At 61.1% G+C, this 23,493-nt stretch carries 19 protein-coding genes; 8 read left to right on the forward strand and 11 right to left on the reverse strand.

The window, feature by feature from the left end:
- Positions 1–257: 257 nt before the first annotated feature.
- Together DJ564_RS15030 and DJ564_RS15035 are read left to right on the forward strand one after the other, a co-directional pair.
- Positions 258–2,339, forward strand: a complete 2,082-nt coding sequence (locus tag DJ564_RS15030) for a bifunctional diguanylate cyclase/phosphodiesterase (protein ID WP_109630718.1) — start codon at positions 258–260, stop codon at positions 2,337–2,339.
- Between the two features lie 92 nt (positions 2,340–2,431).
- Positions 2,432–3,178: an SDR family oxidoreductase gene (locus tag DJ564_RS15035; protein ID WP_109630721.1), complete on the forward strand. Its 747-nt coding sequence runs from the start codon at positions 2,432–2,434 to the stop codon at positions 3,176–3,178.
- Positions 3,179–3,302: 124 nt separating this feature from the next.
- Here the strand turns inward: DJ564_RS15035 and mapR are convergent, their stop codons facing one another.
- The 3 genes from mapR to DJ564_RS15050 form a co-directional block, all read right to left on the reverse strand.
- Positions 3,303–4,712: a GntR family transcriptional regulator MpaR gene (gene mapR, locus DJ564_RS15040; protein ID WP_109630724.1), complete on the reverse strand. Its 1,410-nt coding sequence runs from the start codon at positions 4,710–4,712 to the stop codon at positions 3,303–3,305.
- A gap of 150 nt (positions 4,713–4,862) precedes the next feature.
- Entirely contained in the window at positions 4,863–6,293 is a 1,431-nt protein-coding gene (gene ccoG / locus DJ564_RS15045) for a cytochrome c oxidase accessory protein CcoG (RefSeq protein ID WP_109630726.1), read from the reverse strand.
- A gap of 196 nt (positions 6,294–6,489) precedes the next feature.
- Positions 6,490–6,723, reverse strand: a complete 234-nt coding sequence (locus DJ564_RS15050) for a DUF3203 family protein (RefSeq protein ID WP_109630730.1) — start codon at positions 6,721–6,723, stop codon at positions 6,490–6,492.
- Positions 6,724–6,848: 125 nt separating this feature from the next.
- Between DJ564_RS15050 and DJ564_RS15055 the strand changes: the two genes are divergently transcribed.
- A complete protein-coding gene (locus tag DJ564_RS15055; RefSeq protein ID WP_109630733.1) occupies positions 6,849–7,361 on the forward strand; it encodes an MgtC/SapB family protein in 513 nt (170 codons plus the stop codon).
- Positions 7,362–7,364: 3 nt separating this feature from the next.
- On the opposite strand, the gene DJ564_RS32170 is transcribed toward DJ564_RS15055, so the two are convergent.
- Positions 7,365–7,532 (reverse strand): hypothetical protein, encoded by a 168-nt coding sequence (locus tag DJ564_RS32170; RefSeq protein ID WP_178082301.1) that lies wholly within the window; start codon positions 7,530–7,532, stop codon positions 7,365–7,367.
- A gap of 207 nt (positions 7,533–7,739) precedes the next feature.
- On the opposite strand from DJ564_RS32170, the gene DJ564_RS15060 reads away from it, so the two are divergent.
- From DJ564_RS15060 to glgB, 3 genes are all read left to right on the forward strand, one after another.
- The gene (locus tag DJ564_RS15060) at positions 7,740–9,737 is read left to right on the forward strand and encodes an alpha-1,4-glucan--maltose-1-phosphate maltosyltransferase (protein ID WP_109630734.1); all 1,998 of its coding nucleotides are present in this window, start codon (positions 7,740–7,742) and stop codon (positions 9,735–9,737) included.
- A 218-nt stretch (positions 9,738–9,955) separates the two neighbouring features.
- Positions 9,956–13,297 carry a maltose alpha-D-glucosyltransferase gene (gene treS, locus DJ564_RS15065; RefSeq protein WP_109630737.1) on the forward strand — a complete coding sequence of 1,114 codons (3,342 nt, stop codon included), beginning with the start codon at positions 9,956–9,958 and terminating at the stop codon, positions 13,295–13,297.
- A gap of 2 nt (positions 13,298–13,299) precedes the next feature.
- A complete protein-coding gene (glgB, locus tag DJ564_RS15070; protein ID WP_109630741.1) occupies positions 13,300–15,531 on the forward strand; it encodes a 1,4-alpha-glucan branching protein GlgB in 2,232 nt (743 codons plus the stop codon).
- A 135-nt stretch (positions 15,532–15,666) separates the two neighbouring features.
- Here the strand turns inward: glgB and DJ564_RS15075 are convergent, their stop codons facing one another.
- A complete protein-coding gene (locus DJ564_RS15075; protein ID WP_109630744.1) occupies positions 15,667–16,740 on the reverse strand; it encodes an autotransporter outer membrane beta-barrel domain-containing protein in 1,074 nt (357 codons plus the stop codon).
- Between the two features lie 525 nt (positions 16,741–17,265).
- On the opposite strand from DJ564_RS15075, the gene DJ564_RS15080 reads away from it, so the two are divergent.
- Both DJ564_RS15080 and DJ564_RS15085 read left to right on the forward strand, forming a co-directional pair.
- Positions 17,266–18,036, forward strand: coding sequence for a DUF2092 domain-containing protein (locus DJ564_RS15080; protein WP_109630746.1), 771 nt, complete (start codon positions 17,266–17,268; stop codon positions 18,034–18,036).
- A 1-nt stretch (position 18,037) separates the two neighbouring features.
- On the forward strand, positions 18,038–18,601 hold the full coding sequence (locus DJ564_RS15085; protein ID WP_109630749.1) for a hypothetical protein: 564 nt from the start codon (positions 18,038–18,040) through the stop codon (positions 18,599–18,601).
- A gap of 12 nt (positions 18,602–18,613) precedes the next feature.
- Here DJ564_RS15085 and DJ564_RS15090 read toward each other — a convergent pair whose 3' ends face one another.
- The 6 genes from DJ564_RS15090 to DJ564_RS15115 all read right to left on the reverse strand — a co-directional run bounded on the left by DJ564_RS15090 (position 18,614) and on the right by DJ564_RS15115 (position 23,493).
- Positions 18,614–19,414: an endonuclease/exonuclease/phosphatase family protein gene (locus DJ564_RS15090; RefSeq protein WP_109630752.1), complete on the reverse strand. Its 801-nt coding sequence runs from the start codon at positions 19,412–19,414 to the stop codon at positions 18,614–18,616.
- A 199-nt stretch (positions 19,415–19,613) separates the two neighbouring features.
- The gene (locus DJ564_RS15095; RefSeq protein WP_109630755.1) at positions 19,614–20,372 is read right to left on the reverse strand and encodes a PIG-L deacetylase family protein; all 759 of its coding nucleotides are present in this window, start codon (positions 20,370–20,372) and stop codon (positions 19,614–19,616) included.
- Positions 20,373–20,496: 124 nt separating this feature from the next.
- Positions 20,497–21,156 carry a glycosyltransferase family 2 protein gene (locus DJ564_RS15100; RefSeq protein ID WP_109630757.1) on the reverse strand — a complete coding sequence of 220 codons (660 nt, stop codon included), beginning with the start codon at positions 21,154–21,156 and terminating at the stop codon, positions 20,497–20,499.
- The gene (locus tag DJ564_RS15105) at positions 21,153–21,752 is read right to left on the reverse strand and encodes an SAM-dependent methyltransferase (protein ID WP_109630760.1); all 600 of its coding nucleotides are present in this window, start codon (positions 21,750–21,752) and stop codon (positions 21,153–21,155) included. The genes DJ564_RS15100 and DJ564_RS15105 overlap by 4 nt, the downstream gene beginning before the upstream one ends.
- Positions 21,749–22,507, reverse strand: coding sequence for a PIG-L deacetylase family protein (locus DJ564_RS15110; RefSeq protein ID WP_109630763.1), 759 nt, complete (start codon positions 22,505–22,507; stop codon positions 21,749–21,751). The genes DJ564_RS15105 and DJ564_RS15110 overlap by 4 nt, the downstream gene beginning before the upstream one ends.
- Entirely contained in the window at positions 22,504–23,493 is a 990-nt protein-coding gene (locus tag DJ564_RS15115; RefSeq protein WP_109630765.1) for an acyl-CoA dehydrogenase family protein, read from the reverse strand. The genes DJ564_RS15110 and DJ564_RS15115 overlap by 4 nt, the downstream gene beginning before the upstream one ends.

Here is a 23,493-nt window from a genome sequence, read left to right on the forward strand (position 1 = left end):
AGACGCAAATCGGCTGACGCATTCTTCCTGACCGACCGCGTTTGCCTATTTGGGACGGTTTCGCCGTCCAGCGGGAGCAAGCTCCCTCGCCACAAGTTCGCAACTTGAGGCTTTGCGACGATCAAACAAGCGTTTCATCGGTTTGATGGCCATTTGATTACTTTTGTCAGTGCGTTCTTTTGTGCAATCAGTACAATCGCCCGTTTTGCCCTCCCGAGAACGGAAGCAGTACGGGAGGGCGATCGCGAGATAGTCACATGCTCATCGGTAGCTATTCCCCCACGCTGGTAATCATTTCGCTCTGCGTAGCGATCCTCGCCTCTTATACCGCGCTCGACCTGACCGAGCGCATCGCGACCGCCAAAGGCCGCGCCGTGTTTCTATGGACGGCGGGCGGCGCCTTTGCCATGGGCGTTGGCGTGTGGTCGATGCACTTTATCGGCATGCTCGCGTTCACATTGCCCATCGACCTGGGTTACGACTTCACCCTCACGGCACTCTCGCTGTTGACCGCGATCCTGTCCTGCGGCTTTGCCCTGTGGCTGGTCAGCCAGCCCCGGCTGCCGTCCTGGCAACTGGGGTTCGGCGCGTTGCTCATGGGCGCCGGGATCAGCGCCATGCATTACACCGGCATGGCCGCCATGCACATGCAGCCGGGCATCGATTACGACCCGACGCTGTTTGGTGCGTCACTGCTCATCGCCGTTGGCGCCTCCGGTGCGGCGTTATGGATCGCCTTCCGCCTGCGTCAGCACACGCCATACGTAGGCCTGCTTCGCGCCGGTGCGGCGGTGATCATGGGCCTCGCCATCGTCGGCATGCACTACACGGCCATGGCCGCGGCGCGCTTCCCGGACGGCAGTTTCTGTGGCGCCGCCATCAGCGGCTTGAACGGCAAGGGCCTGGACAACCTGGTGCTGATCACCACGCTCGCGGTGTTGAGCATCGCCTTGCTGACTTCGGTACTCGATGCGCGTCTTGAGGCTCGCACCGCCGATCTGGCGCGCTCGCTGACGGAAGCCAACCGCGAACTGACCCAACTGGCCCTGCACGACACCCTCACCGGTTTGCCCAATCGCATGTTGCTGGCCGACCGCATCGAGCAGGCCATGTCCAAGGTCCAGGAGCAGGGCGGTTGTTTTGCGCTGATGTTCATAGACCTCGACGGCTTCAAACCGGTCAACGATGCCTTCGGCCACCACATGGGCGATCAGTTGTTGCGCGAAGTTGGTTTGCGTTTGCGCGAGGACATGCGCAGTCAGGACACTTTGGCGCGCATCGGCGGCGATGAATTCGTCCTGCTGGTGCGCCTCAGCGAGCCAAACGACGCGCTGAACGTGGCAGCGCGGCAGGTCGGGCTGATCGGCAGTGCGTTCCGGGTCGCCGAACACGACCTGCAGATTTCCGCCAGCCTCGGCATCGCGTTGTACCCGGGCAACGGCCAGACCGCCCAGGAATTGCTGATGAACGCCGACGCGGCGATGTACCACGCCAAGGGCGCCGGGAAAAACGGCTACAGCTTCTTCGACGCGTCGATGAACAGCAACGCGCGCAAACAGCTGCAATTGCTGCAGGATTTGCGCAATGCCCTCGAACAGCAGCAGTTCAGCCTCTATTACCAGCCCAAGTTCGACGCCGGCAATGGTCGCCCGGTAGGCGCCGAAGCGCTGCTGCGTTGGGAGCATCCGACCCAGGGCATGCTGCTGCCGGACAAGTTCATCGATCTGGCGGAAAGGACCGGGCTGATCATTCCCATTGGTGAATGGGTGCTGAACGAAGCCTGCCGCCAGATGCGCGAGTGGTACGTGCTCGGCTATACCGACTGGCGCATTGCGGTGAACCTCTCGGCGTTGCAGTTCTGCCATGCGGGTCTGGTCAAGAGCGTCTCCAAAGCCTTGGCCACGCATAAGCTGCCGGCCAATAGCCTGACCCTGGAAATCACTGAAACCACCGCCATGAGTGATGCCGATGCGAGCATGACGGTGCTTCAGGAACTCTCGGAAATGGGCGTCGACCTGTCCATCGACGACTTCGGCACCGGTTATTCGAGCTTGATGTACCTTAAGCGACTGCCGGCCAACGAACTGAAGATCGACCGCGGTTTCGTCCGCGATCTGGAACACGACAGTGACGACGCTGCCATCGTCTCGGCCATCGTTGCCCTCGGCCAGGCGTTGGGCTTGCGCATCGTCGCCGAAGGCGTGGAGACCGGCGTCCAGCAAGACTTCCTGACCAAACTCGGTTGCGATTCGTTGCAGGGCTACCTGCTCGGACACCCGCTGCCGGCGGATCGCTTCATGGCCGACATTGTTCGCGGGGAACGATTGGCGACGGCTTGAATACCGTTGTGATTGATGTGAGTCCATGCAAATCCGTGCAATGGCGGGTATTCTTGGCCCCGACTGCTTACGCGTGAAGGGGGAAAGTCAGCATGGACAAAGTCATTGTCATCACCGGCGGCGGCCGTGGTATCGGCGCCGCAACCGCGCTGTTGGCCGCCGGGCTTGGCTATCGGATCTGTATCAACTATCAATCCGACGAATCGGCCGCGCATGGCGTATTGGCGCAAGTCCGCGCTTTGGGCGCTCAAGCCATCGCGGTGCGCGCCGACGTCAGCATCGAAGACGAAGTGATCAGTCTGTTCCACCGGGTGGACACCGAACTGGGTCGAGTCACCGCGCTGGTGAACAACGCCGGCACCGTCGGGCACAAGTCCCGCGTCGACGAAATGTCCGAATTCCGCATCCTCAAAACCCTCAAGACCAACGTCCTGGCACCGATCCTCTGCGCCAAGCACGCGGTCATGCGCATGTCGCCCAAACATGGCGGGCAGGGCGGCAGCATCGTCAACGTGTCCTCAGTGGCTTCGCGTTTGGGCTCGCCTAATGAGTATGTGGATTACGCCGCGTCGAAAGGCGCGCTGGACAGCTTCACCATCGGTCTGTCCAAGGAAGTGGCGGGCGAGGGGATTCGCGTCAATGCGGTGCGACCGGGGTTTATCTACACCGATTTCCATGCGTTGAGCGGTGATCCGGATCGGGTCAGTAAGCTGGAGTCGGCAATTCCGATGGCCCGGGGCGGACGGCCGGATGAAGTGGCAGAGGCGATTATCTGGTTGCTGTCGGACAAGGCGTCATATGCGACCGGGACTTTTGTTGATCTGGGTGGTGGTCGTTAACCGCTGAGACTTGTGTTGACCGGGCTGGCCCCTTCGCGAGCAAGCCCGCTCCCACCGTTGATCGCGTTACCCCTGTGGGAGCGGGCTTGCTCGCGAAGGGGCCATGCCAGACAACATCCAACTCTCAGAACGACCGCACTATCCGCCCCAACGTCTCCATCGCCTTCTCCGACTCCTCGGTCCACGGGCTCCCATAATTCAGCCGAATACAATTCCTGAACCGCTGCGTCGGTGAAAAGATCGGCCCCGGCGCGATGCTGATGCCTTGCGCCAGTGCCATCTGAAACAACTTCAGCGAATCCATCTGCGGCGGCAGTTCCAGCCACAGGAAATAGCCGCCGGCCGGTTGGCTGACGCGCGTCTGTGCCGGGAAGTAGCGGGCGATGGCGGCGAGCATGGCGCTTTGCTGTTCTTCCAGGGCGTAGCGCAGTTTGCGCAGGTGCCGGTCGTAGCCGCCGTGTTGCAGGTAGTCGGCGATGCCCGCCTGGGCCGGCATCGAGGCGCACAGCGAGGTCATGAGTTTCAGCCGTTCGATCTTCTGCGCGTATCGCCCAGCGGCAACCCAGCCGATCCGGTAGCCGGGGGCCAGGCTTTTGGCGAAGGAACCGCAATGCATCACCAGCCCTTCGGTATCAAACGCCTTGGCCGGTTTCGGCGCCTGTTGTCCATAATAAAGTTCGGCGTAGACATCGTCCTCGATCAGCGGCACCTGATGGCTGCGCAACAACTCGACCAGCTCCTGCTTCTTCGCCTCGGGCATGGTGGCGCCCATCGGGTTCTGGAAACTGGTCATGCACCAGCAGGCCTTGATCGGGTGGCGTTCCAGGGTTTGCGCGAGTACGCCCAGGTCGATACCGTCACGCGGGTGCACCGGGATTTCGACGGCTTTCAGTTTAAGCCGCTCCAGGATTTGCAGGCAGGCATAGAACGCCGGCGCTTCAATGGCCACCAGGTCGCCGGGTTCGGTGACCGCTTGCAGGCACAGGTTCAGGGCTTCCAGTGCGCCGTTGGTGATCAGCAGTTCTTCCATCGGCAGCATCAGGCCGCCGACCATGTAACGCAGGGCAATCTGGCGTCGCAATTGCGGGTTGCCCGGTGACATGTCGGTGACGACCATGCGCGGGTCCATGTCCCGGGCGGCGCTGGCCAGGGAGCGGGACAGGCGCTGCAACGGGAACAGCGTCGGGCTGGGGAAGGCCGAGCCGAACGGCACGGTGGTCGGGTCCTTGATCGAGTCGAGGACCGAGAACACCAGTTCGCTGACGTCGACTTCGGTGGATTCATTGACCTGGCTGCTGATCACCGGCTCCGAGAACGGACTCGGCGCGTGCGCGTTGACGAAGTAGCCGGAACGCGGCCGGGCGCGGATCAGGCCCCGGCGTTCAAGCAGGTAATAGGCCTGGAACACGGTGGACGGGCTGACCCCATACGTCTGGCTGGCATAGCGCACCGACGGCACGCGCTGACCGGGGCCTAGGACACCGGAGCGGATCAGTTCAGCGATGTCGTCGGCGAATTTTTCGTAGCGTTTCATCGAGTGCCTGGTGTGAAGTAATTCAATGGGTACGCTGTTGTGGCGAGGGAGCTTGCTCCCGTTGGGGTGCGAAGCGCCCCCAGAATTTACGACTGCTAAGCAGCCGAACGGGGCAAGCCCCCTCGCCACAGGGCACCGCAGTCTAAGGGATCAACGGTTCATCGGCGCAACAAACCGGCTTTTGGCCACGCTATAAATGTCCGGTTCGTCGCTGTCGGCAATCTTGAAATTGATCGTCTGCGAGCTGCTGCTTGGCCGTTCGGTGGTCATGGCCACCGACACCGGCACATCGACAATCTCACCCGGCGCCAGGCTCAGCTCGGTCTTGCCTTGCAGGACGAAGCCTTCGCCGTCCACCAGGCTCAGCCGGTAATCCTGACGCAGCTGGGTCTTGTTGATGACCTTCAGGCTGTAGATGTTTTCGATCTGCCCCTGACTGTTCTCGCGGAACAGGCCACGGTCCTTGCTCACGTCCAGCGACACCATCGGCCGTTCGACCAGAGCGAGGGCGAGGGCACCGATCATCACCAGCAGCACCGCCGTGTAACCGATCAGCCGCGGCCGCAGCAGATGAGTCTTGCCACCTTGCAACTCATGCTCCGAGGTATAGCTGATCAAGCCACGGGCGTAGCCCATTTTGTCCATGATCGAATCGCAGGCGTCGATACACGCCGCGCAGCCGATGCATTCCATCTGCAAACCGTCACGAATGTCGATCCCGGTCGGGCAGACCTGCACGCACAGCTGGCAATCGATGCAATCCCCCAGGCCCACCTCGGCCGGTTTCACCTCACGTTTGCGCGGGCCACGGTTTTCACCGCGGGCGACGTCGTAGGAAATGGTCAGGGTGTCCTTGTCGAACATCACGCTCTGGAACCGCGCATACGGGCACATGTGCATGCACACCGCTTCACGCAGCCACCCGGCGTTGATGTAGGTCGCGCCGGTGAAGAACAGCACCCAAAACAGACTGACACCGCCCATTTGCAGCGTCAGCAGCTCTTCGGCCAGGGGCCGGATCGGCGTGAAGTAGCCGACAAAGGTCAGCCCGGTGAGCAGGCTGATGGCCAGCCACAGCGTGTGCTTGGCCGAGCGGCGGACCAGTTTGTTCAAGCCCCATGGCGCGGCTTGCAGCTTGATGCGCTGGTTGCGTTCGCCTTCGGTGATCTTCTCGCACCACATGAAGATCCAGGTCCAGGAGCTCTGCGGGCAGGTGTAACCGCACCAGACGCGACCGGCAAACACGGTGATCGCAAACAAGCCGAACGCGGCGATGATCAACAGCGCCGACAGCAGGATGAAGTCCTGGGGCCAGAAGGTCGCGCCGAAGATGTGGAATTTGCTCTCGGAAAGGTCCCAGAGCACCGCCTGACGGTCGCCCCAGTTCAGCCACACGGTGCCGAAGAACATCAAAAACAATACGCCCGCGCCGCTCAGGCGCAAGGTGCGGAACAGGCCGGTGAAACTGCGGGTGTGGATCAGGTTGTCGCTGGACTTGGCCTTCATCTTTGGACGCGAAGGCTCAAAGCTCTGTACTAAAGGGACGCTTTCTACGGTTCGGACGGGGATTCTTTCGCTCATGGTCTTTCGCTCATCAGCCTCCATCAGGCATGAGCACTATGACCAGCGATCTGTTTGCATAACAGACTCAGGTATTGCAATAAAAAGCGGATCAGATGGGCTTTGATCCGCTGCCTGCGACAACTTGATGCACCCCGTCACAGCGGGACGCAGACGCCTATAACAGGCGCCTGCGGGCGGTGTTGATCCGCATCAGTCAAATCACCGAATCACTGTCAGTGGCTTTCAAATGCTTACGACCGTCCACTGCGCCTGCTACGGTCAATGCGTCGGCTTCTGCTTCGGTGATGTAGACGCGCTGGCCGTTGAGCTCAACCGCCGACATGGCTTTTTCCGAGTCGGTGATGATCGTGACATCGGGGCACAGGCGAATTTCTTCGCCGTTCTCGGTAACGAAAAAGCAGGTCTGGTTTTCGATGCGCACAGTCATGGAGGTGTCCTTTTTTTAGCGGGTTCTAAACTGTTAGGGCGCATCCGACGGACATCGTTCTGTGCAACTGATTAATGGTCGGCGCGGTCCATCCTCCCATAATGATCAATCACAAGGATTGCACCATGAACGCCTGGTGGCATGAGGTTTGGGTAACGCTGCAAGCGGAGTTCGCCGACATCGGCGATGCGTCACAACTGACGCGTATCACCGTGAGATTGCTGATGGCTGCGATTCTTGGCGGCATTCTCGGCTTCGAGCGCGAGCAAAAGGGCAAGGCTGCCGGGGTTCGTACTCACATGCTAGTGGCGCTGGGCGCGGCACTGTTTGTCCTGGTGCCACAGATGTCCGGCTCCCAGGCCGATGCCATGAGCCGGGTGGTGCAAGGGGTCATCGCCGGGATCGGCTTCCTTGGCGCCGGCACCATCCTGAAAAACCAAGAAGGTGATGAAGGCCACGTCAAAGGCCTGACGACCGCCGCCGGGTTGTGGATGACGGCCGCCATCGGCGTCTCGGCCGGGTTGGGTCGAGAGGCGACGGCGGTCTTGAGTACGATACTGGCGTTGGCGATTTTCAGCGTGATGCCGAAAATCGTGCAACTGCTCGACAGGGATAAAGACGAGCAGGAGCGGCCGTAGTCATCACTTGGGCGCAACGATCACCGGCGGCATCGTGCCCGGTGGATCTTCTCTGGGCGGTGGCGTGGTGCCGGGCGGCTCTTGCTCGGGCACCGGTTCCGGTTCGGTCGGCGGAATGGTCGGGGTGTCGATGTTCGGATCAGGCGTCTCGGCCGGGATAGGAATACTCATCGTTGAAGCCTCCAGTGGCACATGGCGTAAGTCGTGCTTAAGTGAGTTGACCGTCGCGCGAGGGATTTGATTCCCCGGCAAATGGGCGTGAACTTTTCCCCGCGCTTGTCGCTCGGAACCTAAGTGAGTTCATTTCGGGACCGACGGTTCTGCGTGAACGACGAACAGACACAAGAGCGTCCATGGGGCGTTAAGGAGAGATGCTCGATGACTGCTGAAAAACCGACTGAGTTGAACTACAACCCTCATATGCCGCTGTCGCAGGCGCTACTGCTGCCGCGCATTGCTATTGAAAGCATCATGCCGACCCTCGATGGCGGGCAGTTCGCTGCCAAGGCCGTGGTGGGCCAGGACGTGGTAGTCACCGGCAAAGTGTTCGCCGACGGCCACGACAAACTGGCCGTGCGCATCCGCTGGCGTGCCGATGGTGACGAGGCGTGGCAGAGCGAGGCCATGGCCGAGCTCGGCAATAACGGCTGGCAGGGCCAGTTCCGGGTTGAGGATCAGGGCCGGTACGTCTTTTGTATCGAAGCCTGGATTGATCAGTACGCGAGCTTTCTGTATGAGATCGAGAAGAAACACATCGCCGGCGTGCCCATCAGCCTGGAGTTGCAGGAAGGGCGCAATCAGGTACAGCAAGCGGCCGAGCGAGCAGAAGGGCCACTGAGCGAAGCACTGGCGGCGTTGCACCATGAGCTGTCCGGCCTGCTCGAAGCCGAGCAGGTCGCCCTGTTTCTGCACCAACGCAGTGCTGACCTGATGGCCCAGGCCGATCACCGCGCTTATCTGAGCCTCAGTCCTGAATTTCCGCTGGACGTCGAACGGGAACTGGCCCAGTTCGCCAGTTGGTATGAGCTGTTTCCGCGCTCGATCACCGACGATCCGGCCCGCCACGGCACGTTCAACGACGTGCACTCGCGACTGGCGATGATCCAGGACATGGGTTTCGACGTGCTGTATTTCCCGCCGATCCACCCGATCGGTCGCAGCTACCGCAAAGGCCCGAACAATTCATTGACCGCCGGCCCCGACGATCCGGGCAGCCCGTATGCCATCGGCAGCGAGGAAGGCGGGCACGAGGCGATTCACTCCGAACTCGGCACACGCGAAGACTTCCGCCGATTGGTGGCAGCCGCGGCCGATCACGGACTGGAAATTGCCCTCGATTTCGCGATCCAGTGTTCCCAGGACCACCCGTGGCTCAAGCAGCACCCGGGCTGGTTCAACTGGCGCCCGGACGGCACGATCAAATACGCCGAGAACCCGCCGAAAAAATACCAAGACATCGTCAACGTCGACTTCTATGCCAGCGATGCGATTCCGAGTCTTTGGGTCGAGTTGCGCGACATCGTGGTCGGCTGGGTCGAAGAGGGCGTGAAGATCTTTCGCGTCGACAACCCGCACACCAAGCCGCTGCCGTTCTGGCAATGGCTGATCGCCGACGTGCGGGCGTTGTACCCCGAAGTGATTTTCCTCGCGGAAGCCTTTACCACGCCAGCGATGATGGCGCGGCTGGGCAAGGTCGGTTACTCCCAGAGCTACACCTACTTCACCTGGCGTAATACCAAAACCGAACTGGCGACCTATTTCACCGAGCTTAACGAGTCGCCGTGGCGCGAATGCTACCGGCCGAATTTCTTCGTCAATACGCCGGACATCAACCCCGCATTCCTCCATGAGTCCGGACGCGCCGGTTTTCTGATCCGCGCCGCGTTGGCCACCATGGGCTCCGGATTGTGGGGCATGTATTCGGGCTTCGAACTCTGTGAAGCGGCGCCGGTGCCTGGGAAGGAGGAATACCTCAATTCCGAGAAGTACGAGATCCGTCCGCGGGACTTCAACGCGCCGGGCAACATCATTGCCGAAATCGCCCAGCTCAACCGCATCCGCCGGCAGAACCCAGCGTTGCACACGCACCTGGGCTTGACGGTCTACAACGCCTGGAATGACAACATTCTGTATTTCGGCAAGCGCAGTGCGGATGGCAGCAACTTCATTCTGGTGGCGGTCAGCCTCGATCCGCATAACGTCCAGGAAGCGAACTTCGAGTTGCCGCTGTGGGAAATGGGCTTGCCCGACGACGCCAGCACCCAGGGCGAAGACTTGATGAGCGGCCATCGCTGGGCCTGGCACGGCAAGTACCAGTTCATGCGGATCGACCCGGCGCATCAACCGTTTGGCATCTGGCGAATCACCACTTCCTGAAGGCACCGCAGATACCTGTGGCGAGGGAGCTTCTGTGGCGAGGGGACTTGTCCCCGTTGGGCTGCGAAGCGGCCCCAATCTGCTTAGAGACCTCATTAACCAGATCAAAAGTAGGCGACTGCTTCGCAGCCGAACGGGGACAAGTCCCCTCGCCACAAAGCCCTATACCCAAGCGACTGGCTCGGTGGTGGCTATTTCGAATTCAACAGGAGTTTCAAATGGCGAAGAAACCCAAGGCAGCCACCTTTATCAAGGACCCGCTCTGGTACAAGGATGCGGTGATCTACCAGGTACACGTTAAGTCTTTTTTCGACTCCAACAATGACGGGATCGGCGACTTTCCCGGCCTTATCGCCAAGCTCGATTACATTGCCGACCTCGGCGTCAACACCATCTGGCTCTTGCCGTTCTATCCGTCGCCACGGCGCGACGATGGCTACGACATTGCCGAGTACCGTGGCGTACACCCAGACTATGGCACCATGGCCGACGCCAAGCGTTTCATCTCCGAGGCCCATAAACGTGGCCTGCGGGTGATTACCGAGTTGGTCATCAACCACACCTCGGACCAGCACGCCTGGTTCCAGCGCGCACGTAAAGCCAAACCCGGTTCGGCGGCGCGGGACTTCTACGTCTGGTCCGATGACGACCACAAATACGACGGCACCCGCATCATCTTTCTCGACACCGAGAAGTCCAACTGGACCTGGGATCCAGTCGCCGGCCAATACTTCTGGCACCGCTTCTATTCGCACCAGCCGGACCTGAACTTCGACAACCCGCAAGTCATGAAAGCGGTGCTGTCGGTGATGCGCTACTGGCTCGACATGGGCATCGACGGCCTGCGGCTGGACGCGATTCCGTACTTGATCGAGCGCGACGGCACCAACAACGAAAATCTGCCTGAGACCCACGACGTCCTCAAGCAGATCCGTGCCGAGATCGACGCCAATTACCCGGACCGCATGCTCCTGGCCGAGGCCAATCAATGGCCGGAAGACACCCAGCTGTATTTCGGTGACACCGACAAGAAAGGCCTCAACGGCGACGAATGCCACATGGCGTTCCACTTCCCGTTGATGCCGCGCATGTACATGGCGCTGGCCCAGGAGGATCGCTTCCCGATCACCGACATCCTGCGTCAGACCCCGGAGATTCCGGCCAACTGTCAGTGGGCGATCTTCCTGCGCAACCACGATGAGTTGACCCTGGAAATGGTCACCGACAAGGAGCGCGATTACCTGTGGAATTACTACGCAGCCGACCGTCGGGCGCGGATCAACCTCGGTATTCGCCGCCGCCTCGCACCGTTGATGGAGCGGGATCGTCGTCGCGTGGAACTGCTCAACAGTCTGCTGCTGTCGATGCCGGGTACGCCGACGATGTATTACGGCGATGAAATCGGCATGGGCGACAACATCTACCTCGGCGACCGTGACGGTGTGCGCACGCCCATGCAGTGGTCGATCGACCGCAACGGTGGTTTCTCCCGCGCCGACCCGGCGAGCCTGGTGCTGCCACCGATCATGGACCCGCAATACGGTTACCTGTCGGTCAACGTCGAGACCCAGGCCGGCGACCCACACTCACTGCTGAACTGGACCCGACGCATGCTCGCCGTGCGCAAGCAGTCCAAGGCCTTTGGTCGCGGCACGCTGAAAATGCTCTCGCCGAGCAATCGACGGATTCTGGCCTACACCCGTGAATACACCGGGCCGGATGGAAAATACGAAACCATCCTGTGTGTTGCCAACGTCTCGCGCAGTGCGCAAGCGGCGGAGCTCGACCTGTCGGCCTACGTCGGCATGGTGCCGGTGGAGATGCTCGGCGGTAACGCCTTCCCGCCGATCGGCCAGTTGAATTTCCTCCTGACCCTGGCGCCTTACGGCTTTTATTGGTTCGGACTCGCTGCGGAGAATCAAATGCCGAGCTGGCACGTAGAACCGGCGCAAAGCCTGCCGGACTTCACCACATTGGTGTTGAAAAAACGCATGGAAGAACTGCTCGAAGCTCCGTCTCGCGGCACGCTGGAGCAAGGCATCCTGCCGAACTGGCTGCAAAACCGTCGCTGGTTCGCCGGCAAGGACGCGGCCATCGAGAAGGTCAACCTGGCCTATGGCGTGCGCTTCGGCGACGCGCAGCATCCGGTGCTGCTGAGTGAAATCGAAGTCACCAGCGGCGGCCAGACCAGCCGTTACCAGCTGCCGTTCGGCTTCATTGCCGATGATCAGGTCGGGCCGGCACTGCCGCAGCAATTGGCGCTGTCTCGAGTGCGACGTGGCCCTCAGGTGGGGTTGATCACCGATGCGTTCAGCCTGGAAAACTTTATCCGCGCGGTGTTGCAAGGCATGCAGGAAAGCACCGTATTGCCTTCGGACGGCGGCGAGATTCGTTTCGAACCGACTGCCGAACTGGCCAAACTGGGCCTGAACGCAGAATCGGAAGTGCGCTACCTGTCCGCCGAGCAGTCCAACAGTTCGGTGGTGATCGGCAGCAGCCTGGTGCTGAAGCTGATCCGCAAGGTCGCCTCGGGCGTGCACCCGGAACTGGAAATGAGCGCCTACCTGACCAACGCCGGTTTCAGCAACATCTCGCCGCTGCTGGGCTCGGTGGTTCGCCGCGATGCCCAGGGCGAAGACAATCTGCTGATGATCGCCCAAGGCTATTTGAGCAATCAGGGCGATGCCTGGGAATGGACCCAGAACAACCTCGAACGGGCACTGCGCGACGAACTGGCCGACGCCATGTCCGAGCAAGAGCAACACTACAACGCCTTGGGTGAACTGAAAGACTTCGCCGGCATGCTCGGCCAGCGGCTGGGGGAAATGCACCAGGTGCTGGCGGCCCCGACCGATGACCCGGACTTCGCGCCGCAGGTCACCACGCAGAAAGACGCCCTGGCTTCGGCCAAGGACGTCGCGGCTCAGCTGGAACACTCGCTGAAGTTGCTCAAGCAACATCAAAGCGAACTGAACCCGGCGGACAAAGCGCTGGTCACTCGTTTACTGGACAACAAAAAAGCCATCCTCAGCCATGTCCAGGACCTGGGCAAAAAAGCCGTCGGTGGTTTGCGCATTCGTGTCCACGGCGACTTGCACTTGGGGCAGGTGCTGGTGATCAAGGGCGACGCTTACCTGATCGACTTCGAGGGTGAGCCGGCTCGGCCGTTGAGCGAGCGACGCGGCAAGCACAGCCCCTATAAAGATGTCAGCGGCGTGTTGCGCTCCTTCGATTACGCCGCGGCGATGGCCATCAACGTACACAACGTCGACAACACGGCCGAGGCCCAAGCGGCACGGCAACGGGTAGCCGACCGCTATCTGAATGAAGCAAAACAGGCATTTGTCGACGCTTATCGGCTGGCGGCAGCTAGTCTTGCTCATGCGTGGCAAGATCCGGAAGGCGAGGACGCCGCGCTGGCGTTGTTCGGGCTGGAGAAGGCGGCGTATGAGGTGGCGTATGAGGCTGAGAATCGCCCCACTTGGCTGCCGGTGCCATTGCACGGTTTGTATGGATTATTGAGTGGGCTTAAACCCTTTTCCGATCTTGGTGGAGAGTAGTTATGAGTTTCTCGAACAAGGAACAGGGTCACGCTAAAGAGGCGCTGCTGCCCAGATCGCGGGATATCGACGCGCTGGTTCGCGCCGAACATCAGGACCCTTTTGCAATTCTCGGCCCCCACGGCGATGACGCCGGTGGGCAATTCATTCGGGCTTATCTGCCGGACGCACTGAGCGTTCAGGTACTGGCCAGGGACTCCGGGGAAGAACTCGGCAACCTCGAAGCCACCCAGACCCCGGGCCTGTTTGTCGGTCACTTCGACAGAGCGCAGCCGTATCTGCTGCGCACCCGTTGGGCCGGCGGCGAACAGGTTTCCGAAGACCCTTACAGCTTCGGCCCGCTGCTCGGCGAGATGGACTTGTACCTGTTCGCCGAAGGCAATCACCGTGACCTCAGCGCCTGCCTCGGCGCGCAATTGAAGAACGTCGACGGTGTCGACGGCGTGCGTTTCGCCGTGTGGGCGCCAAATGCCAAACGGGTGTCGGTGGTCGGTGACTTCAACAATTGGGACGGTCGTCGGCACCCGATGCGCCTGCGCCATCCCACCGGGGTCTGGGAAGTCTTCATTCCGCGCCTGCAGGCGGGGGAAACCTACAAGTACGAAATCCTCGGCGCCCACGGCATTCTGCCGCTCAAGGCTGACCCGATGGCCCTGGCGACCTCGCTGCCGCCGGATACGGCGTCAAAAGTCGCTGCACCCTTGAACATCGATTGGCAGGACCAGGCGTGGATGCAATCCCGTGGAGAGCGGCATCTGCCGAGCGCGCCGCTGTCGATCTACGAATTGCACGCCGGCTCGTGGCAATGCGAGCTGGACGATCTGGGTGAAGTGGCACGCCAGTACACCTGGCACGAGCTGGGCGAGCGGCTGATTCCTTATGTGAAGGAACTGGGCTTCACCCACATCGAACTGATGCCGATCATGGAACACCCGTTCGGCGGTTCCTGGGGTTATCAGCTGCTGTCGCAATTCGCCCCGAGTGCCCGCTATGGTTCGCCGGAAGATTTCGCGGCTTTCGTCAACGCCTGTCACCAGGCTGATATCGGCGTGATCCTCGACTGGGTGCCGGCGCATTTCCCGACCGATACCCACGGTCTGGCGCAGTTCGATGGCACCGCGCTGTACGAATACGGCAATCCGCAGGAAGGTTTTCATCAGGATTGGGACACGCTGATCTACAACCTGGGCCGCACCGAAGTGCATGGCTACATGCTCGCTTCGGCACTGCACTGGCTCAAGCATTTCCACGTCGATGGCCTGCGGGTCGATGCCGTGGCGTCGATGCTCTATCGCGATTACTCGCGCAAGGCCGGGGAGTGGGTGCCGAACCGTCACGGTGGGCGCGAGAACCTCGAAGCCATTGACTTCCTGCGTCACCTCAACGACGTGGTCAACCTGGAAGCGCCGGGTGCCTTGGTGATAGCCGAGGAATCCACCGCATGGCCGGGTGTCAGCCAAAGCACCCAACAGGGTGGACTGGGCTTCGATTACAAATGGAACATGGGCTGGATGCACGATTCGCTGCATTACATCCAGCAGGACCCGGTGTACCGTGGCCATCACCACAACGAGCTGAGTTTTGGCCTGGTGTATGCCTGGTCCGAGCGCTTCATCCTGCCGATCTCCCACGATGAAGTGGTGCACGGCAAACATTCATTGATCGACAAGATGCCCGGTGACCGCTGGCAGAAATTTGCCAATCTGCGGGCCTATCTGAGCTTCATGTGGGCGCATCCCGGCAAGAAGCTGTTGTTCATGGGCTGCGAATTCGGTCAATGGCGTGAGTGGAATCACGATCAGCAACTGGACTGGTACCTGCTCCAATACTCGGAACACAAGGGTGTGCAGAAACTCGTCGGCGACCTCAATCGGCTGTACCGCGAAGAGCCGGCAATGCATGACCAGGACGACGCGCCGCAGGGCTTCCAGTGGTTGATCGGCGACGATGCGATCAACAGCGTTTATGCGTTCTTGCGCTGGAGCAAGGAAGGGCGGCCGGTGCTGGTGGTGGCGAACTTCACGCCGGTGCCGCGCCAGGCCTATCGCATCGGCGTACCGTTCGCCGGGCGCTGGGGCGAGATGATCAACAGCGATGCGGCGATGTATGCCGGGTCCAACTATGGCAACAGCGGCGGAGCCTTTACCGAGGAAGAGCCGAGCCATGGTCAGGCGCTTTCGCTGGTGTTGAATCTGCCGCCGCTGGCGGTGTTGATCTTGCGGCCTGAGGGTTGATCTAGAACCGAACCGCTCCATTCGCGAGCAAGCCCGCTCCCACATTGGTTTTGTGTACGACACAGCTCCAATGTGGGAGCGGGCTTGCTCGCGAAGGCGTCCGACCTGACACCGAATCACTCAAACCGAAAAACCTCACCACCGCATCCGCACCCCAAGACTCCCAATCAACCCGTTCAAATCGTTGTCATCCACATCACTGCTGTAATCGGCGCTGACGTAAAAACTCACCGCAGGCGTGACTCTGGCCACCAGCCCCAACCCCACTTCGACCGTCGATGAATTGCGACTGCTGCTGATCTTGTCGACCTGATCGAGGGTCACGGTATTGCCGGTGTACACGGTGTGCCACAAGTTGGTCCGCACATAGGGTTCGACGCCCAGGCCATTGATGTCGTAACTACCTTTCAACCGTGCACCGACCCGGCCGCTCCATGACGTCAGGTCGCTGGACGATGAATTGCTTGAACCGGCATAGGGCGTATCCAGGGTGATGCGCTGATTGATCAACTGCGCTTGCGGTTCAACCACCCAGTTTTCGCTCACGCCAATCGGGAAACCGCCTTCTACCGACAACGTTACCGCGCTGCCTTCGGTCGCCATCCGCGCGCCCTGGTCGTTACGGCTGTAGCCGTTGACCCGCCCGCCACTGGCCGACAAATCCACGTGCCAGCCTTGTGGCCCGGTCAGGCTCCAGTAAGCGCCGAGGCTCTGGCCTTGCAGGTTAAGGGTGTCGTTTTCAGGGGCGGCGAGTGCGCGACTGGTCAACAGACCGTTGCTGTTGCCTTGTAACTGGGTCATCCCGCCGATCAGACCGACCCGCTGGGTATGGCCACTACCGCTCTGCAGGGTCAGGATCGCCGGGCCTTTGAATTCGGTGCTGCCGGGGATTGAATGACTCTGGGTCATGACATCGGTTTGTGCTTGGCGCGATGCCTGACCGTAAAGCTGATCCCAGGCCGAAGGTGCGGCATCTTCGATGGTCAGGCGTGAACTTCGTGTATCGGAGGCGGCGCTGAAGTGGCCGGGGTAGGGGGCGGTGACAGTGATCGTTGGCAAGGTCATTGCCGGAACATCCTGGCGATACCAAGGGGCGGTTTCTTCTTCTGCCGGCCCTGCTTGCACCTCCATGGAAGAACACAGCAGCAGTGAACTCGAGACAGTGCAAAAAGTGACTTTGATCTCTTCTTGGGTGAATGAAGTTTTCATGGGGGTCTACCTTGCAATCGCATGCCGTATCTCGCTCTGGCGTCTCTCCTACCCCGAATGAGGGGCGACCGAATGGATTGAGGCAAGCCGCTGGCCGCCCGATTTCGCGGGTGTCTGGAGGTTTGCCCCTGGTGGATTTCCGGGGGTAGTAACGTGAAGCTAAGAAGACCCTTGACAGGTCGTCAAGAAAATGGCCGATAAGTGGTAGTGTTATTTTAGTGCTTGCAAGTGACTGATTTTTGCCGCGTATCTAAGTTCTTGTTTGTTCGAAAAATCGTCAAAAACCCCGCGTGCCAGAGCCTTTGGATAGTGGGCTATCGGTCTGCCGGGGTGAGGTAGAGTGCAAGGTTGTACCGCTGATCCGGTGTCTCGATTCTGTCAGTAATGCAGCGCTGAGATGAACGCAAGGTGACCGGCGTCTTCACGCCGGTTTGTCTGTCTGGCGAACAGGGTGGGCCGCGACTAGGCTGAATAGTCAGCCATGAAATTCGGCGGCACCCCGGTGCAAGGACAGGAGCGGAACCCATGAAAACCCAACCCAGTGTTTTCTGCCTGATGGTCACCCTGGCCCTTGCTCCGGGGGCTCGCGCCGAAGAAGCACCCCCGGCGGACACTGCCCCGACGATCAACCCTCAGGTGGTCGACAAGTTGATTGATATGGGCGACTACCTGCGCAGCCTGTCGAAGTTTCAGGTCGACGCCGAAGTGTCCCGCGATACCGTTCTGGAGACCGGTCAGAAGATCAAGTCCGAGGCGGCCACGACCCTGAAAGTGCTTGGGCATGATCGAATGTACGCCAGGACAGAAGGCGATATTCGAACGCGGGAATTTTTCTACAACGGCAAGAAACTGACCCAGTACTCACCGTACCTCAAGTACTACACCACGGTGGATGCTCCGCCCAAGGTGGCCGAAGCCCTGCACATGATCGAAGACCATTACGGTATTCAGATCCCCATGGAAGACCTGTTTCTGTTTGGCAGCGATCAGGCGCAGATCGATGCCCTGAAAGAAGCCCTGTACGTTGGGCCCTCGACGATCAATGGTCAGCTCTGTGATCACTTGGCCTTTCGGCAGGAGGGCGTCGACTGGCAATTGTGGATCACCCGTTCCGAGAAGCCGCTGCCGTGCAAACTGGTGATCACCACCACCGACGAGAAGAGCTTTCCGGAATACAGCGCGGTGTATCGCTGGAACCTCAAGCCTGGCCTTCAGGAGTCGATGTTCACCTTCAAACCGGCCAAGGGCGACGTGGCGATTCCGTTGAAGAAGGCCGCTGAGCAGGGAGGGGAATGACATGAACCGGACAATGTCGTGGAGCCTGTTGTTATCGCTCGCCGCTGCCACCATGCTGACCGTCGGCCTGATCGCCGAAGCGGATGCCCGACCGCGAGGCCAGGGGCAGGCAAGGGCCTCGGTCAATCGAGCGCCGGCACCCAATGCCCAGCGGGCGCAGCGGATGAATACCTCGCAACGGGCGACCAATGTGAATGCGGCCAATCGGGTGAACTCAGGCAACCGGGTCAATGCCGGGAACAACGTCGGCAACCGCACCAACATCAACAACAGCACCCGTAACGTCAACATCAACAACAATCGCGATGTCGACATTGATGTCGACGGGCGTGGCCGCTATGGCTACGACAATCACTACCACCCGATCGCCGCGGCGGCGGCTGTGACCGCGACGGTCGCGGTGACAGCGGCCGTGGTCGGCTCGATCTTTACCCCTGCGCAAATGCCCACGAGTTGCGTGGAGGTCATGCAGTACAACACGTTGTACATGCAGTGTGGTTCGACCTGGTATCAACCGCAGTATCAGGGCAGCAATGTGACCTACGTCGTGGTCAACGCGCCTTGACGCGCTGACCACTTAGAGGTGCACTTCGACCGCCAACGGCAAGTGATCCGACAGGTGCGTCCAGGGTTTGTTGCCGAGGATTCGCGGGTTGTGGCTGCTGGCGTTGCGCAGGTAGATCCGGTCCAGGCGCAGCAGCGGAAAGCGCGCCGGGTAGGTTTTTGCGGGTCGGCCATTGTGGCGCTCGAACGCTTCGTGCAGGTAATCGCGACGGGCGAGGGCGGCGTTGCCTTGTAGCTGCCAGTCGTTGAAGTCGCCGGCGATGATCACCGGCGCATCGTCGGGCAGGGATTCGAGCAGCAGGCAGAGCAGCTGGAGCTGCAACTGGCGATGACTTTCCAGCAGGCTCAGATGCACGCAGATTGCGTGGACTTCAGCGTGCCCCGGTACGTCGAGGATGCAGTGCAGCAACCCGCGCCGTTCGGGGCCGGTGATCGAGACGTCAAGGTTGCGGTGTTCGCGAATCGGGTATTTCGACAGCAGCGCGTTGCCGTGATGGCCGTTGGGATATACGGCGTTGCGGCCGTAGGCGAAATCGCTCCACATGCTGTCGGCCAGGAACTCGTATTGCGAGGTCTGCGGCCAATCGTTGTAACGTGAAGAGTGCCGATCGTGCTCACCGACCACTTCCTGCAGGAACACCAGATCGGCCGACGTACTGCGCACCGCTTCGCGCAGCTCCGGAAGGATGAAACGCCGGTTGAGGGCGGTAAACCCCTTGTGCGTGTTGACCGTCAGCACCCTCAAGCGATGAATCGCCAGGGGCGAGTCCAAGGGCACTGATTCGACGGCTCGCTGCTCGGCATCGCTGGTCACGTTCACTCCTCTGAATCTGGGCTGCTTAGTCATGCGACTGATTCAGCGGCGGGCAGTTCAGTTTGAGCGACAGCCAATCCATGTGGGAGCGGGCTTGCTCGCGAAAGCGGTGGGTCAGTCAACATTGATGTCGCCTGAGACGCACTCTTCGCGAGCAAGCCCGCTCCCACAGGGGATTTGGGTTGGACGGGGAATGGGGTCAAACGAAGACGACTTCATAGGGCAGGCGCATCCGTTCCAGGATCACCCTGGGCAGTAGCGGTGCGATGCCGATGGCCGGTTCGCCGTCGAGCTGGCTGGCGTAGGCGTGGGTGGCGTGGCTTTTGCGCGCGACGGTCCAGGTGTCGAGGCGGATTTTGCGGGCACGATGCCAGGGAAACAATCCTTGATCCCGGGTGGGCCAATGCCAGGCCCAGACCGGCAGTTCGTTGATCGTCGCGCCGACCATGCTCGCTGCATTGGCGCTGGCGCGGCCGACGGCGTCATGATCCGAGGTGCCGTCTTCGCGCCAGGTGCTGAACACCACGTCACCGGGGCGCAAATAACGGGCGATGAATTGCGTCAGTTGGGTTTCACGCTCGGCCAGGGCGTTGTCGGTGAAGCCGCCGCGAATCCACTTCAGGCTGTGCATCGGCAATCCTAGCCGGCGCAAGGCTTCGACGCTTTCCTGGCCGCGAAACACACTCAGGCGCTTCTCTGACCATTGCTGCGAACCCGGATGGCTGGCGCTGCCATCGGTGATCGATATCAATTGCAAGGGATGACCGAGGGAGGAAAGAAGTTGAAGCAGGCCACCACACATGACCACTTCATCGCCGGGATGCGGCGCGATCACCACCGCGCGGGCGCCAGCAGGGACCAAGGTCTCGGTGTTGATAACGGGGATGTTGTCCAGTTGCTGGGCGTTGTTCCAGATCTGTCCCGGCAAGCTGCTGTCGATGATGGAAACGGGTTTCATCGGGCTACGTCCTTGTTCTGTTTGATAGCAATAGGCAGCGCTCCATACCCTGGATTGCCGCGAGCAGAGTATTGCTCAAGTCAGGCTGTTCGTCGCGTGGTGGTGTTGTCTGAGCCGGTTTTTTTTAACCAACCTGTGCCAGGTCCCGCAAATAGTCGCCAAAACCGCCGCGGGCCCGGCTGTCCAGTCGGGCACTGGTGAGCACTTGCGGACGATGGCTCCACGCGATGTTCGCGCCACAGCGTTCGAGTTGCCGCACCAGTTGCACATCTTCATCGCAGGCCAGCGGTTCGAAACCACCGGCGCGCCGGTAGGCGTCGGCACTGATGCCCAGGTTCGCGCCGTGAATGTGCCGATGGCCGTCGCGGGCCTGATAATGCTGGTGATAGCGAATCTGTGCCGACTCATCGATCGACTCGTGCCATTCGTCCACCGTGACCGTGCCGCACACGGCATCGACGTCGAGGGCCAACTGCGCCACCAGCCAATCCTGCGCCACACGGCTGTCAGCGTCGGAACAGGAAATCCAGCGCGCCCCGCGATCCAGCAGAAACCGCGCCCCGGCGGCGCGGGCCTGACCGACGTTACGCGCCTCGATCACCAGGCTGTGCACCGGGTAAGCACTGACGATCTCCAGGGAGCGGTCGGTGCAACTGTCGAGCACCACCAACACCTCGACGGTTTCACCGCCCAGCAGTTCATGTTTCGCGGCGAGCAGGGCCGCTTCAAGGCAGTCTTCGAGCAAGTCTTCTTCGTTGTGCGCGGGGATCAGAATGCCAATCATCGCAGACCCTCCAAAGCCGCCACGGAGCGAGGTTCACGACTCCAGAGTTCCAGCAGGAAATCCGCTTCCTGATGCAGGACCAGGCGCGGTAAAGGCAAATGTTCGTGCAGCAAGTCATGCACTTGCCGGGCATTCAGCGGGCAATCATCGATGGGCGGGCGCCAGTGGCAAGCCAGCAGTTGGCCGTCGGCGGTCAGCGACTCTGCGGCCTGTTCGATCAGGCGTTTCAGGTCGTCGGCGTCGAGGTAATAGCCGATCTCGCTAAGCACGATCAGATCGAATTTTTCGTCCGGCCAATCCGCGGGCAAGCGAAGGTGACGGACTTCGGCGTGGTCGAACGGGCCGAGTCGGGTGCGGGCCAGCGTCACGGCTGCGGGGGCGGTGTCGCAACACAAAAGACGATCACAACGACTGGCCAGCTCAAAGCTCAGCTCGCCGTTGGCACAGCCGGGCTCGAAGATTGCGCGGTAATGCGGGCGGGGCAGTGCGGCGAGGGTGATTGCGCGTTTGCGTTGTTCATACCAGCGCTGACGAAAGGACCAGGGATCGTCGTTGCCGGCAAACAAACCGTCGAAGTAGCGATCCTCCACGCTCATAAAAACACCACCTCGAACGGTTGCAACAGTCGTTCCAGCACATAAGGCGCCAGCACTGGCGGCAGGCCGATTTTCGGGTCACCTTCCAACTGGCTGGCAAAGGCGTGGATCGCATGGCGTTTGCGCGCGACCAAATGCGGCGCCAGCAGGATCTTCCGCGCCCGCTCCCACGGCACGAAACTGTCTTCGGGCGTTGCCCAGTGCCAGGTCCACACGGGCAATTCGTGCACGGTCACCCCCGCACGTTTCGCCGCTTCGGCGCTGGCCCGGCCCACGGCTTCGTGATCACAATGACCGTCTTCGCGCCACGTGGTGAACACCACGTCGTTGGGGCGCAAATGACGTTCGATGAATTCGCTCAATTCGTGTTCTCGAGCGGCGACCTGGCTGTCCTTGAAACCGCCGCGCAGCCATTTCAGGCTGTGCAGTGGCAGCCCAAGACGGCGCAAGGCTTCGACCGACTCCTGAGGCCGCACCGCGCTCAGGCGCTCCACCGGCCAACGCTCGGAACCCGGATGACTGGCGCTGCCGTCAGTGACCGAGATCAATTGCAAGGGGCGGCCAGCGGCGGCGAGTAACTGCAGGAAACCGCCGCAGCCCAGCACTTCGTCATCCGGGTGCGGGGCGATGATCACCGCGCGGGCGCCTTCCGGCACCAGGCTCAGGATATCGATCACCGGCAACTGCGCCAGGTGGCTGGAGGTCTGCCACCGATGAAGTGGCGTGCCTTGGCCGACGATAGGGTTGGTTTTCATAACGTCCATGTTCCGCTGATGACGGTCTGACCGAGGGCGGCGAGGTCCCGCTCGGCGTGGCTTTGACGCAGGAATACCGGCAGGTCGGCGATCAATCGGGCGAACTGCCGATCCTTGCAATAGGGGCCCGCCCCGAGAGCGTGGCCGACGTGCAACAGGACTTGTTCAGCAGCGTGTTCCATCACTGCCCGGGCGCGCCGGGCCAGCACTTCGGCGTCGTCCAGCGGCGCGGCGTCGATCATCAGTGCGCTGACCCGCAACACTTCGGCAGCCGCATGCAACGCACTGTCGACGGCGCCCAGATGGGCGAGGGCGTGGGGTTCATCATGTTGAGCGCAGTGCGTGCGCAGGCGTTCGGCGATGCTCTGTGCCGCGCCGTACCAGCAGGCGGCAATGCCGATGCCGCCTTGCCAGAAACCGGGGCGATTCAGGTAGTCTCCCCGGTAGCCGATGGCTTGTGCTTCGGCGCCTTCGAACAGCACCTCGACGCTGCCGGTGGCGCCCATGCCGACCGCTTGCCAGCCCTGATCGGTGATGGTCACGCCGGGTTGATCCAGCGCCACCGCGACCAGTTGCTGGCAGTCCTGATGATCCCAGGCCGTGAGCAACGCATGACTCAACACCGCCGCGCCCGAGCACCAGGCCTTGCGCCCGTTCAGCAGGACCATATGGCCCTGTGGACGGACGCGCACCCGCGCCTGTGGTGGTTCGGCCGCCCACATGCCCCACGTGCTGCCCGGGGTTGGCGAGCCACCGAGTTGCTGGATGATCGCCAGCGCATCGGTGTGGCCTTCGTACAACTTGCACAACCCCAGGTCATGAGCACCGACCTCGGCCAGGCGCTGGAACCGTTCCAGCGTCTGGCCGCTTCCCGGCAGCGGAAGCTGATCAAGACCCGCCTCCACCAGCGCCCGCAGGCACCGGCCTAGCGCCTGAGTATCGGCGTAGTCCGCTGGCTGGCGATCGAGAAACGCTTGAAGGTCCAT

This window comes from Pseudomonas sp. 31-12, assembly GCF_003151075.1.
GTDB lineage: Bacteria > Pseudomonadota > Gammaproteobacteria > Pseudomonadales > Pseudomonadaceae > Aquipseudomonas.

What these genes read in the sequence shown, in the direction of transcription:
- DJ564_RS15115 (WP_109630765.1), bottom strand. Translation starts at nt 23,493, where the DNA reads ATGGACCTTCAAGCGTTTCTCGATCGCCAGCCAGCGGACTACGCCGAT.
- DJ564_RS15060 (WP_109630734.1), top strand. Translation starts at nt 7,740, where the DNA reads ATGACTGCTGAAAAACCGACTGAGTTGAACTACAACCCTCATATGCCG.
- glgB (WP_109630741.1), top strand. Translation starts at nt 13,300, where the DNA reads ATGAGTTTCTCGAACAAGGAACAGGGTCACGCTAAAGAGGCGCTGCTG.
- DJ564_RS15110 (WP_109630763.1), bottom strand. Translation starts at nt 22,507, where the DNA reads ATGAAAACCAACCCTATCGTCGGCCAAGGCACGCCACTTCATCGGTGG.
- DJ564_RS32170 (WP_178082301.1), bottom strand. Translation starts at nt 7,532, where the DNA reads ATGAGTATTCCTATCCCGGCCGAGACGCCTGATCCGAACATCGACACC.
- DJ564_RS15085 (WP_109630749.1), top strand. Translation starts at nt 18,038, where the DNA reads ATGAACCGGACAATGTCGTGGAGCCTGTTGTTATCGCTCGCCGCTGCC.
- DJ564_RS15095 (WP_109630755.1), bottom strand. Translation starts at nt 20,372, where the DNA reads ATGAAACCCGTTTCCATCATCGACAGCAGCTTGCCGGGACAGATCTGG.
- DJ564_RS15055 (WP_109630733.1), top strand. Translation starts at nt 6,849, where the DNA reads ATGAACGCCTGGTGGCATGAGGTTTGGGTAACGCTGCAAGCGGAGTTC.
- DJ564_RS15080 (WP_109630746.1), top strand. Translation starts at nt 17,266, where the DNA reads ATGAAAACCCAACCCAGTGTTTTCTGCCTGATGGTCACCCTGGCCCTT.
- DJ564_RS15105 (WP_109630760.1), bottom strand. Translation starts at nt 21,752, where the DNA reads ATGAGCGTGGAGGATCGCTACTTCGACGGTTTGTTTGCCGGCAACGAC.
- DJ564_RS15030 (WP_109630718.1), top strand. Translation starts at nt 258, where the DNA reads ATGCTCATCGGTAGCTATTCCCCCACGCTGGTAATCATTTCGCTCTGC.
- DJ564_RS15050 (WP_109630730.1), bottom strand. Translation starts at nt 6,723, where the DNA reads ATGACTGTGCGCATCGAAAACCAGACCTGCTTTTTCGTTACCGAGAAC.
- treS (WP_109630737.1), top strand. Translation starts at nt 9,956, where the DNA reads ATGGCGAAGAAACCCAAGGCAGCCACCTTTATCAAGGACCCGCTCTGG.
- mapR (WP_109630724.1), bottom strand. Translation starts at nt 4,712, where the DNA reads ATGAAACGCTACGAAAAATTCGCCGACGACATCGCTGAACTGATCCGC.
- ccoG (WP_109630726.1), bottom strand. Translation starts at nt 6,293, where the DNA reads ATGAGCGAAAGAATCCCCGTCCGAACCGTAGAAAGCGTCCCTTTAGTA.
- DJ564_RS15100 (WP_109630757.1), bottom strand. Translation starts at nt 21,156, where the DNA reads ATGATTGGCATTCTGATCCCCGCGCACAACGAAGAAGACTTGCTCGAA.
- DJ564_RS15035 (WP_109630721.1), top strand. Translation starts at nt 2,432, where the DNA reads ATGGACAAAGTCATTGTCATCACCGGCGGCGGCCGTGGTATCGGCGCC.
- DJ564_RS15075 (WP_109630744.1), bottom strand. Translation starts at nt 16,740, where the DNA reads ATGAAAACTTCATTCACCCAAGAAGAGATCAAAGTCACTTTTTGCACT.